Origin of the sequence: Photorhabdus hainanensis, from assembly GCF_018448965.1 — a bacterium.
Classification (GTDB): domain Bacteria; phylum Pseudomonadota; class Gammaproteobacteria; order Enterobacterales; family Enterobacteriaceae; genus Photorhabdus; species Photorhabdus akhurstii.
In genome coordinates this window covers 1-13,400 of record NZ_RCWD01000050.1, presented here as the reverse complement: position 1 = coordinate 13,400, position 13,400 = coordinate 1, and the positions used below count along the sequence as shown (strand labels likewise).

At 41.0% G+C, this 13,400-nt stretch carries 13 protein-coding genes; 10 read left to right on the top strand and 3 right to left on the bottom strand.

Going from position 1 to position 13,400, the window contains the following annotated elements; all coding sequences use genetic code 11:
• Positions 1-34 precede the first annotated feature (34 nt).
• Positions 35-1,765 (bottom strand): arginine--tRNA ligase, encoded by a 1,731-nt coding sequence (argS, locus tag EAE92_RS21585; protein WP_214069551.1) that lies wholly within the window; start codon positions 1,763-1,765, stop codon positions 35-37.
• Between the two features lie 318 nt (positions 1,766-2,083).
• Positions 2,084-2,821, bottom strand: coding sequence for a cyclase family protein (locus tag EAE92_RS21580; protein WP_214069550.1), 738 nt, complete (start codon positions 2,819-2,821; stop codon positions 2,084-2,086).
• Positions 2,822-3,363: 542 nt separating this feature from the next.
• Between EAE92_RS21580 and EAE92_RS21575 the strand changes: the two genes are divergently transcribed.
• The 4 genes from EAE92_RS21575 (at position 3,364) to EAE92_RS21560 (ending at position 5,866) form a co-directional block, all read left to right on the top strand.
• On the top strand, positions 3,364-3,918 hold the full coding sequence (locus tag EAE92_RS21575; protein ID WP_214069549.1) for a cytochrome b: 555 nt from the start codon (positions 3,364-3,366) through the stop codon (positions 3,916-3,918).
• Positions 3,919-3,944: 26 nt separating this feature from the next.
• A complete protein-coding gene (locus tag EAE92_RS21570) occupies positions 3,945-4,523 on the top strand; it encodes a YceI family protein (protein ID WP_105396715.1) in 579 nt (192 codons plus the stop codon).
• Positions 4,524-4,868: 345 nt separating this feature from the next.
• On the top strand, positions 4,869-5,087 hold the full coding sequence (locus EAE92_RS21565) for a hypothetical protein (RefSeq protein ID WP_040148939.1): 219 nt from the start codon (positions 4,869-4,871) through the stop codon (positions 5,085-5,087).
• Positions 5,088-5,092: 5 nt separating this feature from the next.
• Positions 5,093-5,866, top strand: coding sequence for a hypothetical protein (locus EAE92_RS21560; protein WP_214069548.1), 774 nt, complete (start codon positions 5,093-5,095; stop codon positions 5,864-5,866).
• Between the two features lie 276 nt (positions 5,867-6,142).
• On the opposite strand, the gene EAE92_RS21555 is transcribed toward EAE92_RS21560, so the two are convergent.
• Complete coding sequence (locus tag EAE92_RS21555) at positions 6,143-6,517, bottom strand: LecA/PA-IL family lectin (RefSeq protein ID WP_065392397.1); 375 nt, start codon at positions 6,515-6,517, stop codon at positions 6,143-6,145.
• Between the two features lie 991 nt (positions 6,518-7,508).
• Here EAE92_RS21555 and EAE92_RS21550 point away from each other — a divergent pair.
• From EAE92_RS21550 to EAE92_RS21525, 6 genes are all read left to right on the top strand, one after another.
• The gene (locus EAE92_RS21550) at positions 7,509-7,781 is read left to right on the top strand and encodes a PAAR domain-containing protein (protein ID WP_105396716.1); all 273 of its coding nucleotides are present in this window, start codon (positions 7,509-7,511) and stop codon (positions 7,779-7,781) included.
• An 11-nt stretch (positions 7,782-7,792) separates the two neighbouring features.
• Positions 7,793-9,547, top strand: a complete 1,755-nt coding sequence (gene tssF, locus EAE92_RS21545; RefSeq protein ID WP_214069547.1) for a type VI secretion system baseplate subunit TssF — start codon at positions 7,793-7,795, stop codon at positions 9,545-9,547.
• 24 nt (positions 9,548-9,571) lie between these two features.
• On the top strand, positions 9,572-11,491 hold the full coding sequence (locus EAE92_RS21540) for a lipase family protein (protein ID WP_214069546.1): 1,920 nt from the start codon (positions 9,572-9,574) through the stop codon (positions 11,489-11,491).
• The gene (locus EAE92_RS21535) at positions 11,488-12,243 is read left to right on the top strand and encodes a hypothetical protein (protein WP_214069545.1); all 756 of its coding nucleotides are present in this window, start codon (positions 11,488-11,490) and stop codon (positions 12,241-12,243) included. Before EAE92_RS21540 ends, EAE92_RS21535 begins: the two co-directional genes overlap by 4 nt.
• A 27-nt stretch (positions 12,244-12,270) precedes the next feature.
• Positions 12,271-13,017 carry a hypothetical protein gene (locus EAE92_RS21530; RefSeq protein ID WP_214069544.1) on the top strand — a complete coding sequence of 249 codons (747 nt, stop codon included), beginning with the start codon at positions 12,271-12,273 and terminating at the stop codon, positions 13,015-13,017.
• A 91-nt stretch (positions 13,018-13,108) separates the two neighbouring features.
• Positions 13,109-13,400, top strand: a 292-nt coding sequence (locus EAE92_RS21525; protein WP_281422820.1) for a contractile injection system protein, VgrG/Pvc8 family, incomplete at its 3' end; no start/stop codon positions are given.

Genomic DNA, 13,400 nt, shown 5'->3' with positions numbered 1-13,400 from the left:
TCACGCCATTTTTCAGAAAACAGCGATGACTTTGTTACATCCGTTCCACCGTCTCAATGCCCAACGTATTTAGACCTTGCTTCAAGGTTTTCGCGGTCAGGAGCGCCAGTTTCAGGCGGCTTTGACGCGACTCTTCACTTTCAGCATTGAGGATCTGGCAGTGTTCATAGAAGCCAGAGAACAGACCGGCTAGATCGTACAGGTAAGCACACATAACATGTGGCGTACCTTCACGGGCGACGGTGGTGATGGTCTCTTCAAATTGTAACAAACGGGTGGCTAATGCTTGTTCACGCTCTTCATTGAGGATAACGGGTAATGTCAGGCTGCTTTCATCAATTTCCGCACGCTTGAAGATGGAGGCGACACGGGTGTAGGCATATTGCATATAAGGTGCGGTATTGCCTTCAAAAGCGAGCATATTATCCCAATCGAAGATGTAATCTGTGGTACGGCTTTTAGAGAGATCGGCATATTTCACGGCGCCGATACCTACAGCTTCAACCACTTTTTTCAGTTCATCTTCTGGCATATCCGGGTTCTTTTCACGGATAAGGGTATTGGCGCGTTCAATGGCTTCGTCCAATAGATCGGTCAATCTGACCGTACCGCCGGCGCGAGTTTTAAATGGCTTGCCATCTTTACCTAACATCATGCCGAACATATGGTGTTCCAGCGATACGGATTCTGGTACATAACCAGCTTTACGAACGATGGTCCAGGCTTGCGTCAAATGTTGATGTTGACGGGAATCGATGTAGTAAAGAACGCGGTCAGCGTGCAGGGTTTCATAACGGTATTTCGCACAGGCGATATCCGTTGTGGTGTAAAGATAACCTCCATCTTTCTTTTGGATAATAACGCCCATCGGTTCACCTTCTTTGTTTTTATATTCATCAAGGTAAACCACGGTTGCGCCATCGCTTTCCACTGCCAGTCCTTGCTGTTTCAGATCAGCGACAATACCGGGCAGCAGATCGTTGTACAGACTTTCACCCATGACAGAATCTTTAGTCAGCGTGACATTCAGACGATCATAGGTTTGTTGATTTTGCGCCATCGTGATATCCACTAGCTTGCGCCACATGGTACGGCAATATTCATCACCGCCTTGCAGCTTCACCACATAGCCACGGGCGCGGATGGCAAACTCTTCGTCTTCATCGTAATTCTTTTTCGCTTCGCGATAGAAAGCTTCCAGATCGGATAATGCCATATCGCTGGCATTTTCATTTTGCACTTTTTCCAGATAGGCAATCAGCATACCAAACTGGGTTCCCCAGTCACCCACATGGTTGGCGCGGATAACCTTATGACCGAGGAATTCAAGTGTACGGACGGCAGCATCACCAATAATAGTGGAGCGCAGATGACCAACGTGCATCTGTTTCGCTACATTGGGGGCGGAATAATCGACAACAATAGTTTGTGATTCGGCTGGAGTAACGCCCAGTTTCTCATCTTTCAGGGCGGTTTCGATATTCGCTGCAATCCACGCTTGATCAAGGAAAATATTAATAAAGCCGGGGCCGGCGATTTCAACTTTACTGGCGATACCTTGCAGATCTAGCAGGTTAACAACTTTTTCTGCCAGTTGTCGGGGAGGCATGCCCACTTTTTTCGCGGCGGCCATCACTCCGTTGGCCTGGTAGTCGCCAAATTGCGCTTTCGCGGATTGGCGGATGTGAGCTTCGCTGTCGGCTGGAGCACCTGCTGAAATCAGCGCTTGGCTGACTTTTTCTGAAAGAATCGCCTGAATATTCACCTGGTTACCTTAAATGATGAATGAGAATAAATAAATATAATACCGTCTATGATTGGATAAAAACACATATAATGTACATAAAAACTATGAATGTGCATAAAAACCATGTACATGGCATAAAAACCATGAATGCGTATAAAAAAATTCGAGATATGTATAAAAAGATGAAAAATGTGTAGTAAATACAATGATCAAGTAAGGCTCTACGGTTGCCACTGTTCAGCGATTAGGATGAGAAGATAAAAAACGCATTTCCTCGAAAAATCATGATCGCGGCTATCATGCCGTAACGAATATACGGCATAAGGGAAGGAGCAGTTATGGAAGTATGGCAAATGAACGAACAGGAAAACCAGAGGCTTTTTTAGGTTTGGCTACGATATTAAAAATGACTGCGCCACGTGCAGGTACTTGGTCTAAATTAGCCAACAGTTCTATCTGATAAGTATCTTGCTTTAAGACATAATCTTCGCCCAACAAGGCATTATTCTTTCTAAAATCTTTAGCGGCGTCGGTATCAAATGTTTCATGTCCAACAGCTTTAACATGACGTTCCTCAAATAAAAATTTGAGAGCGTCTATTCCCCATCCAGGTATTTGGTTATTACCTGAATCATCTTTATTATCCATTTTTTCCTGGGATGGCCAGCGTTTACTCCAATCCGTTCGGAGCGCAACGAAAGTATCTGCCTCAATAATGCCATATTCTTCTTCAAATTTAAGAATATCTTCTTTAGAGAGTGAAAAATTAGGGTCCTGTTTCGCTCTTTCTGATTGATCAAGCACGATTAAAGGTAAAACCAATTCTTTTAATTCCAGTTCATCAACATAACGGGCATTAGGAACAAAATGACAGGGAGCATCAATGTGAGTCCCATATTGGCCGGGAAAAGAAAATTTCTGCACAAAAAAGCCATCTTTATAATCAAAAAGTGTTTTAAATTCTGCTGAATCAAGCATAAAAAAATGTGGAGAATCTTTATCGAAGCTATGCGTCAAGTCGACCCATTTTTTTGATTTCAATAAAGTGAGTGCTTGTAAAATGCTATTTGACATAAAAAACCTCATTTTTGATAATTTATTGATGTTATTTTTACCACTATTACATGATTAACGCTGTAAGATTTATTGCCGTAAATAGTGATGTACCTCATGTTTTATTCACTTTTATTGTTCCAGTAATGAACATACGACATCGTAAAAGCATAATAGATTTAAAGACAGCAGGATTTGTCTTTTCTGACTACCGGGGCTTGCGTTAGACTCGTCAGGTACGAGTACATCAGGTTATGTTTCTTATAATCGGAAAATTATAAATAACAGAAAATAAGATAATGGATTTTTACATTAGTTAAAATTCAGAATCAAATATAATAAAAAAATATATATTATATGTTTTTGAGGCATTATTCTTAATGTGATTTATTCCTATCTTGTTGTTATTTTAATGTTTTTTATTTTGAGTGAATTTTAGTGATTAAAATTGAAAATCTTTTGCAAATTATTTGTTGAAATTTTTAATAAAAAAGAAATTAATATCGTTTATGATTTAATTAATCCCGAAAAGCTTATCAGCATTGATCTAAAAAGGAACGACTATGCTTTGGAAGAATACTTCTAACCAATTTGGTCATTTATCTGTCCTGCTACACTGGCTGGTCGCCTTGGTCGTGTACGGCATGTTTGCGCTAGGGCTGTGGATGGTGACATTGGGGTATTACGATACGTGGTATCACAAAGCGCCTGAAATTCATAAAAGCATCGGAATAGTGCTGCTGATAGTGATGGTTGTACGTGTTATCTGGCGTTTTGTTTCTCCACCACCAAAACCATTAGCCAGTTATAGCCGCTTAATCAGAGTCAGTGCTGTTTTAATGCATATTTTGTTGTATATCTTACTGTTTACCATTTTGATTAGTGGTTATTTAATTTCGACTGCTGATGGACAGTCAATAGCTGTCTTTGACTGGTTTACTGTGCCAGCCACATTAGCGGGTCAGGGCGAACAGGCAGATACTGCCGGTATGATTCATCTTTACCTTGCCTGGGCGGTAGTAATTTTATCGCTATTACATGCTGTCGCGGCATTAAAACACCATTTTATTGATCGTGATGCAACCTTAAAGCGGATGCTAGGTTTCCGTCCTGAATAATACAAAAGACGATTATGGAGAAGAATATGTTGAAGAAGACATTACTTGGTCTGACTGCGGGTGCATTGTTACTGAATGCAGGTTCGGCATTAGCTGCCGATTATAAAATTGATATACCAGGCCAGCACGCCTTTATTCAATTCCGTATTCAGCATTTGGGATATAGCTGGCTATATGGAACATTTAAAGATTTTGATGGTTCTTTCACATTTGATGAGAAAAACCCGGCTGCGGATAAAGTTGATGTGACAATCAAAATAGCCAGCTTGGACACTAACCACGCTGAACGTGATAAGCACCTGCGTGGTAAAGATTTCTTTAATACGGATAAATATCCTGAAGCAAAATTCACCTCAACCGCAGTGAAAAAAGAGGGGGATAAATATATTGTTACAGGTGATCTGACTTTAAATGGTGTGACAAAGCCAGTAGTGCTGAATGCAGAACTACTGGGTGAAGGTAAAGATCCGTGGGGTGGTTACCGCGCAGGTTTTGACGCTTACGGTAAAATCAAACTGAAAGACTTTAATTTCCAAAAAGATTTAGGGCCTAAATCACAGGAAGCGGAATTACTGATCTCTATCGAAGGCGTCCGGGAAAAGTAATACGCTGATTACTTAATTCAGTAGTGTAATTTATTAACGGCTGCGCATTGCGTGGCCTGTTTTATTGATAGGCAAAACCTTCTTTCCAGTTGATCTCATAGATGATACTGTTGTTATATACAGTTTTAATGCGATTGATTGTATGTGGTTTTGAGTAGATAAGATCTTATTGCAGCTACATTAACCGAATAAAATATCAATATTGTGTTTTGTTTGGTGCATACATAGTGTTATCAGATTGATACAAGTATCACTTGCAAGTAAACTTAGTATAGAGGCTGAGTTTTTATTAGTCGTTATGGTTAAATTATGTCTTAATAATACAGAGGGTAAGGGGAGGGGGTTATGTCATCATTTACAAAACTGATAGATAAGGCATATGTTTCTCCTGATAAAATTATTAGAGGAACTGCCAAACTGATAAAGCCTGAAAGCGCCGCCACTGAAGACTGTTCTCAGAGGTTGCTGATTAGAAATGACGGCACTGTCATGATTAACAGAAAGAATAGTGATGTGATAGCGGCTTTTGAACATAATATAAAAGCGTTATCAAAGAGAAAATAACTATTATGTGGCCTGTTTTTATTACCTTTGTTTTGATCTGTGGCTATAAATATATTGATAGCGACATACCATCAAAAATTGAGTTACAAAAAGCGCAAGGGTGGAATGCTTACTTTCAAGTAGCTTTAAAAGGCGGTGAGTTTTTAATCGCTGGCTTTGTCATGGCTGTATTTATTAATGTTCTATTGTATTTAGCAATGTATATTATGAATGTACCTGCATATTTGGGCGCAAAATACACTCAGTTTACATTTGCTACAGACTTGAATGGACTCAGATACGCCACTGCAAGCTTTTTCTCATGGATTGTAGTTATATCTACGGTTCTTATGAGTATAAGCCAAGCTTCAATCGCTAAAAATAGATCAGAAAACTATGCATACCGGATTAAAGCCATTAGGAATAATGCGAAAAAAGATTCTGTAAATGAATTATTACTAGAATCCTTGGAGTGCGGTCTTCTTGTTATGGTTACTCTCAAATCTCGAAAGGTGTATGTTGGAATGGTTGATGAAGCGAAGTTTTACAATTTCCATACCCATTCAGATGCAATGGTATCAATTATACCATTTATAAGTGGATACCGTGATAAAGACAGCTTATCTTTTACGGTCGAGCATAATTATACCCAATGGATTTCAAGATGCATCGCGACGGCAAGGGAGCGAATCCCCGGGAGCATAGAGAACTATGTGACCGGGGTGAGCGAGTGCAGCCAACAAAGAGGCAACTTGAAAGATGACGGGTATATACGGAGATTTATAGTAGAAAAGAAATAACATTAAACTCTGAACCATTATCAGTATATCAATTCCGACATATATTACCGATAGACCAAATAGAATCTTTTTCTTTATTTGATGTAGATACTTATATATCGTTTGAAGAAAAGCATAGTAAGCATCCATTTGTGGAAAACAGTAATAATAATGATGAGGCTGCTGTTTAATGCGGCCTTTTTCTTATCTGCCAAGTGAAATGATGTGATTTTTCACTTGGCATGATATCAATAAAAATGTTTATTACTTTATTGGTAATGCATATTCATGCGGTTTTTATATTATTTCCTTTAGAGGGGAATACCGAGATTCTATTATGACATCGACTTGAAATTCACCTGAGTTATCACCAAAAGTACCCGGTACGTCATTGAATAAAAGTATTAATTCTCCATCTACAGGAACTGTTTTATGAAGTACTCCGTCGCCAATTACAAACTTCTTGTTGGCGATCTTAGCGACGAGAGATATTGGTGTGGGTTGTGGATACTTAGGTAAAGGGCCATCAGGTGATGATACTTCAATATTACCAAGACCATATTGCACCCATCCATGTGCAACAACAGAGATTGTATCTCCTTGTTTGAGAATAAGTCCTGTGGGTTTACCGTTTGCAGCGTTAGCTGGAACACTTCCTGACCAATTATACATAGTATTACCTCTGAAATTATGTTTTATAGAAATAGTTTTGTCAAAGATGTTTACATATTTGACTGAATGAAAATTTATATTTTTATGTTCGAATGAACAATGAAAAATATCATATATTGTGACCTGCCTTAATAACAATAATAATTTTTAAAACAATGATTAATTTAATATTATAATTATTTCTTTTACTTTTGTTTTTTATGGAATCTTAATTTCATTCTGGAAAATAATTTATGGTTATTTTTGACTTAAATTATTATAACGAATGATTGGAATAAAAGAGAATAATTCCATTTTTAATTTCTTGATTTAATTATGTCAGAAAACCAGAATTGCCCTTAATTTTCATTCCGTGCGGAAATTGTGTAAAATGGTTACAGTAAATTATTGATAGATAGTGTTTCTTGTATGGAGCGGTTATGGTTATTTATTACTATAAAGTGGGCGTTTCATACATCAGATTGCTGTTGATTTATAAAAAAGGTATACAGGACAATCTGAATGAATCAGAGAAGGTAGCTATTAATCGATAGGATGACTTTCACGGCTATTGAATTATTAAGACATTTCTATTCTTAATAGGAAATCGGTTAACACTGGGATAAAATAAGTAGGGTAAGGTGGTCAATATATCCGGCAATTAAATTCTCCATTAAATTTATAATAACTTAATCCTTTATTGAATTTGTAACAAAGTGTTACAAATTTCTACTTTTTGTAAATGAAAAAAATAGAAATTATTTCTTGCTATTTGATGATAATTTAATAATCATGACCGAATCTCCTTCATCAAAGTAACATGAAGGAAATTTTAACTCCTGTTCCCTTATTCAAGGGATTAATTGATAGGAATACATTATCTGTCTTCCTGTCATTCAACTCGCTATTACCCACGGCATAAGCGGTGCTTTGTGTCGATGGTAATAGGATTTTTGTTGCCTTAATTCTTGGGTAAAGAGATCAATCAGTTCCATTTTCTGGCAGGAGATTTATGTTGAAAAATATCATACGACAAGGTGACAAAACCTCTCACGGTGGTTCGGTGTTAGCCGGTGATGAGCGTTTTCAGGTTTTGGGCAAAGGGGTAGCGCGGATTAACGATCCGGTGTCCTGTCCAATGTGTGGCGGGAATCAATCCATTGCGGAAGGAACTTCGTCCGTAGTCGGGACTAATCAACAAGGGCTTGCACTGGAAGGCATGAAAACCTCTTGTGGAGCTGTCTTGATCGCTTCGCAAACATTTTCCCAGATAAAAACCTTATAGGACAATGTGTTATGAATAAAAAACAGTCTCTATTCCTACAAGAATTGCAATATATACGGCAATTGGCGCAGGAAGCCGCAAAAGAAAATCCGCATCTGGCAGATTTTTTATCCGAAGGCGCCGGTGATCCGGATATTGAGCGAGTGATGCAGGGCTTTGCGCTGTCAGCCTCCCGTATTCGCGAAAAGATTGAGGATGAATTTCCCGAACTCACATCAGGGATGATGGCATGGGTTTGGCCCTATGCCATGTGCCCGGTCCCGCCCACCAGCATCGTTCAATTTTCACCCACCGGGAAACATCACCTGGCCGCGCTGACGCTACCCGAAGGGACGCTGGTTTCTGCCGGGGAAGGCGAAGAGGAAATCCGTTTTGAAACCTGCTGCCCTCTGCACATCGAACCACTGACAGTGATTGATCGACAACTGAACGCAACCCCAGAGTACAGTGAGATAACGTTAACACTGCAATGTTCGGAGAATACCTCAGAGTGGCGCAGCCAACCGCTGCATTTCTTTCTTGGCAGCGATCGTCTGCAAGCCGCTGAATTAGCCTTATGGCTTGACTTTCATCTGTGTGATGTCTTTTTGCGAACACAGGATCAAACCATCAGTCTTGATGACAGTTACCCTGTCCCGGCATTGTGGGGAACCGCGCGGCAAGTCGCTATCCTTCCCGCGCAGAAAACCACGCCATACTCTATCTTGCAACTGATGACAGAGTACTATTATCTGCCCCATGTACATGATTTTGTGACGATTGATATCAAGAAAGATCGTCGATTGGTAAAGTTGAACGCAGACCGGACATTCGAGCTGATTTTTCGGTTTGATGGTCATCTGATGTTAAACGATATTTCCCAAACCTTTCTGTTGGACTGTGTACCGGTAAGACATCTGGAGCCGATGAGTGCGAAGATCTCGGTAAACAGTGAAGCCAACCATTATCAAATCCCATTGGATTCGACTAAGCAACTGTTCAAGCTGAACCACATTTATACATCAACTGAACCGGAGCAGGAGCGCGGGCAACCCTACCGCTATCTGCCTATCAAAGAGTTTATTCCAACCGCCCATTTTCTGCCGGACGCCGAGTTTCTTTACTATTATCAGCTTAGGACGGAACGCGATATTTTGCAGCGAACCCTGCAACATCTTCACTTCTTTGATTGCAATGGCAAACCAGCGGATAACCTGCCGCCACAATCCATTTTTTGTCAATTTACCGGTTATCGGACACAAGCCGCTAATCTGGGTATCAGTGCTATCAATCAACTGGGGGAAAATGCCTCGGGGCTGCAAGTCAGCAATATCACCCCGGTTTCTGCCTGCCATCCATCAATAACGGAGGATAAGGAAGATAGATCGAACTGGAAAATCATCTCTTTCCTTTCCATGTCACCCTGGATGGCTTTTCACACTGATTCATTAAAAGACCTTATCAGGCTATTCGATTTCTCCTACGACCAGTCATTAAGCAAACGTATCCAGGAACATATCGACGGTATCGTTCGGCTGGACAACATCCTAATAGATCGTCTGGACAAAGGGGTTCCAGTGCGGGGCCATCAACTCGTCCTGACATTGAACCCGGATTGTTACGCCAATCAGGGGGAGATGCATCAGTTCAGTCTGGTGGTGTCACGCCTGATGACGCTTTTCATCAGCATGAGAGCTTTTGTGATGATGAAAGTGATTGATAGCCAGACGGGAGAAATCCTGTGGGATTTTCACCACATGATGTTCGGGCTGCGTGCCTATTTGTAATAGTAAACAAAGGAAACAACACTGATGAGTACATTAGATCCGCGAGAATGCTTCGATTGTAGGCTGTTGAAACACTGGGTGGAATTTCAGTTGGTGGATGAACAGGGGAAGCCGCTGGTTAATATGCCTTATAGCCTGATAAGCAAGGGGCTGCCGAATTATGTGCGCAAAGGGAAGACGGATGGTTTCGGGGTGCTCAGGGAAGAAGACCTGTCAGCTCATCCCGTGACATTGTATATCCACGCCCAATCGTTGGCCGATGAGATGGAACAGCGCCCGTTGCGGGAAAAACGAGGGGAAGAATTTTCGGTGGTGAAGCCAAAAGCGGAAGCAGAAGGCCATCAATATCGCTATGTGACTATCGGGCAGATCAGTGATGGGTTGCCAGTGATTCAAGGGTGGGACCCCAAAGACATCCCACCTCCCTATCATTTCCCAGATCCGGAACCCAAAGGGCTTTATTCCCGTCCGCTCAACTGTCGGCATGTGCTGGAGGTATGTCCATTCCGGGCTTGGGTTCTGCTGCTACATCATCAGAAGGAGTATTCCATTGTGAATGCTTATAACCAGTGTTTGATGAGCGTGCTGGCCTATGCCGATGGGGATGTCAATGTAGCAGGCTCCGTTAAACACTTTTTTAACCGGCAAATGGTGGATGTTTCAAAATTGCCTTATCAGGTGGAAAAAGCATCGGCGACTCCTGTAGTGTGTGATGTGCCATTTAGTGAACGTTATACCCGGGTGGAGTTTATTGATTCACAAATAGGGAACAATAAGCAGGGTGATACCAAACTGTTTTATGCCGCCAGTAAGAAAGATATGATTGTTAGTTGGCGGGGAACCGTTAGCCTGGATAATTACCTGACTGATGCCACGTTCCAGCCATTGGCTTTAAGTTGCGATGATGACAAAGCGTTGTGCAGTGAGTTTATTCATCATGGTAAAGTGCATAAAGGGTTTTGGGAGGCATTTAATCTGGGGGGGAGGTTAATCGTTCCCAGTGATAAACTTAAAACTGAAACAGTGTTTCAAGATATCACCAGTTTGGTTACAAATAAGCGATTATTTATTTGCGGCCATAGTCTGGGAGGCGCACTGGCATTATTGCATAGCGCACAACTGAAAGAACACAATCCTTGTCTCTACAGTTACGGGATGCCGCGAACATTAACCCGTAGTGCGGTAGAGGAATTATCTTCTATTATCCACTATCGCCATGTCAATGAAGATGATGTCATCCCTGCTGTGCCATTTGAGCAGGATATGGATAATGTTTTTTTCAATTATTGGGCGCCGGCGGGGTATGACTGGGCAGTGATGAAGTTGTTGTCGCCGTCACCGATTATGCAGTCAATTAAACAGGCGACAGCCAGTAAAGAAATCTATTTGCATCATGGTAAAGTTGTCCATTTTTTTCAAGCCAACAGTTGCCCGGAATGGCTGATTTCCGTCCGGAATGCCTCTCTTATAACGGGTGTTGCTGAAAAAATATTGGATAACACCACAAAACTCTACTTAATTCCTGAGTTAAATCAGGAGACAGAAAAGGATTTTTCGCTGGCCGGTGAGCGGCAAAACGCGTTATTTAATCAGCTCAGTCAACAAGAGAAAGACAAACTGTTTGTTGAAAACAGAAGTGCTGATTTGGAAGGCGGATTCGGTTTCTCTAACCATAGCTCGTATAAATATGCGGGTTATATTGACAAGCGCCTCAGAGAGTTATGTGAGCCGGATAAGATTACGGCCTGTCAGGACAGTCAGCGTCAATTTAAGGCGAAAATGGACAGTTATAAGATGCTTATCCCTGACAATGTTTACTACCGAAATCTCTATTTTCTGGATATGGATAAGCAGTTAATAAAATCACTGACGGTCAGCCAGCAGGAAGAACAAGGGGAACTGGCCTTACAGCATTACTGTGATAAACAGGAACTGTCCGTATGAAAATATTGAAGATAACGCTGGCCTTATTATTTCTCTATTTTATTTACTGGGCGTTTGGCGACACCTTTTTTGACCGGCTTTTTCCTTTTTCGCCTGACGGGAAGAAACAGTTGATTACGGTGGAAGGTGTCGTGCCGAAATACACAAAACCGTATGTGTCTGCGCAATATATCTCAAAAGACTGCCTTAGATATCAGCTTGATGCAGGTATGTCGCCTTATCAAGTGCCGACTTATTATGAATTGGATTTGAATGTAAAAGCTGATCCACAAACTGGTTACTTTCAGGCGAAATTACCTTTTAATGGTGGAGGATGGTGTAAATGGAAAATCAATCAAGCTTCTGTGGCAGTGGGGTATACCGATGTTAGTCATCTGGTGAAAGATGCTGTGCCGTATACGGGAACCGGTTTAACCGCCTTTATTAATGATGCTGCCCAGACGAATATTAGTGAAACTGCGGCACTAAATACTATTAATTTTAGCCCCATTATCTACCCTGTTTTGGAAATGGTTGAAGGATTTCCTAAAAGCGTATATTTACAAGGTGAAGTGTCAAAAATGCGCTCCTTTCGACTGAAATTAACTCCAGGAATGGAATGGAAAATTACCTTTAAACCAAAGTTGGATGAAACCAAAATGGCGAAAGTCACAGTGATTAAAGGGAAAGAATGGGTTGAATATCCCGGTGGCAAGATAGATTACGGCGATCGAGAAGTCGATTTTCGGTTCATGTACATGAACATGAAGTAACGCTGTAGGAATTGAGGAAAACTTACCATGATAAATATCAAGCAGTACTTATCGATCTTATCAGTGGTTTTAATATCAGGCTGTGCTGACCCTAACGAACCGCTTTCACCTCCTAAAGAGAATCAGTGGATCACCGTAGAAGGGGTAGTACCGAAATATACCGAACCACATGTGTCCGCAGAGTATATCTCAAAAGATTGCCTTGAATATCGTCTGGATTCCAATATGTCTCCTTTTAAGGTACCGACTTATAACGGATTACGTTTGAAGGATGTAAAGGCTGATCCTAAAACCGGTTACTTTCAGGCAAAACTACCTTTCAATGGTGGTGGCCGGTGTAAATGGAAAATTAATCGGGCCTTTGTGTCGATTAGTTATACCGATGTCCACCATCTAGTGAAAGATGCTATTCCGTATTCAGCGACTGGTTTAATCGCATTTATCAATGATGCTGCTCGGACGAATATTAGCGAAATGCCCGCATCGAATACGATTGATTTTAGCCCGGTTATTTATCCTGTTTTAGAAGTAGTTGAAGGATTTCCAAAAACCGTATCCTTACAAGGTGAAGTATTAAAAATGCGCCCTTTTCGACTGATGTTAACTCCAGGAGCTAAATGGAAAATTATCTTTAAGCCTAAACTGGATGAAACAAAAATGGCGAAGGTTACAGTGACTGACGGGAAAGGTGAGTGGGTTGAATATCCGGGCGGCAAGATTGATAAGGGTACTCAATTAGTGGATTTTCGGTTCATGTACATGAATATGAGGTAACGCTATCAGAATAGCTTATTTATTTCTAATCAGATTAACAAGGTTATGTCACCAATTTCATAAACATCAACATCAGAAATAAGGAGTCCATATGAACGATGGATTACACTTTCTTTGTCATATTACCGATTTGCCGGAGAAAACTTTTGCGGTAGCTGAATTTTCTTTACAGGAGGAGTTATCTGAATTATTTACCCTATCCTTAACGCTGGTCAGTAAACGGGCCGATATTGATCTGGAATCACTGTTATTACAATCTGTGAAATTCCGGGTGGTTTTCAACGACGTTGAGCAACGTCAGGTTAGCGGCATTATCTCACAAGCTATACGGGGGGATACGCATGCGCATCGTACCATTTATCACCTCACCGTCCAGCCCGCGC

Coding starts and splice junctions, on each gene's coding strand:
- EAE92_RS21580 (WP_214069550.1), bottom strand. CDS start 2,821: ATGTCAAATAGCATTTTACAAGCACTCACTTTATTGAAATCAAAAAAA.
- EAE92_RS21575 (WP_214069549.1), top strand. CDS start 3,364: ATGCTTTGGAAGAATACTTCTAACCAATTTGGTCATTTATCTGTCCTG.
- EAE92_RS21570 (WP_105396715.1), top strand. CDS start 3,945: ATGTTGAAGAAGACATTACTTGGTCTGACTGCGGGTGCATTGTTACTG.
- EAE92_RS21565 (WP_040148939.1), top strand. CDS start 4,869: ATGTCATCATTTACAAAACTGATAGATAAGGCATATGTTTCTCCTGAT.
- EAE92_RS21560 (WP_214069548.1), top strand. CDS start 5,093: ATGTGGCCTGTTTTTATTACCTTTGTTTTGATCTGTGGCTATAAATAT.
- EAE92_RS21555 (WP_065392397.1), bottom strand. CDS start 6,517: ATGTATAATTGGTCAGGAAGTGTTCCAGCTAACGCTGCAAACGGTAAA.
- EAE92_RS21550 (WP_105396716.1), top strand. CDS start 7,509: ATGTTGAAAAATATCATACGACAAGGTGACAAAACCTCTCACGGTGGT.
- tssF (WP_214069547.1), top strand. CDS start 7,793: ATGAATAAAAAACAGTCTCTATTCCTACAAGAATTGCAATATATACGG.
- EAE92_RS21540 (WP_214069546.1), top strand. CDS start 9,572: ATGAGTACATTAGATCCGCGAGAATGCTTCGATTGTAGGCTGTTGAAA.
- EAE92_RS21535 (WP_214069545.1), top strand. CDS start 11,488: ATGAAAATATTGAAGATAACGCTGGCCTTATTATTTCTCTATTTTATT.
- EAE92_RS21530 (WP_214069544.1), top strand. CDS start 12,271: ATGATAAATATCAAGCAGTACTTATCGATCTTATCAGTGGTTTTAATA.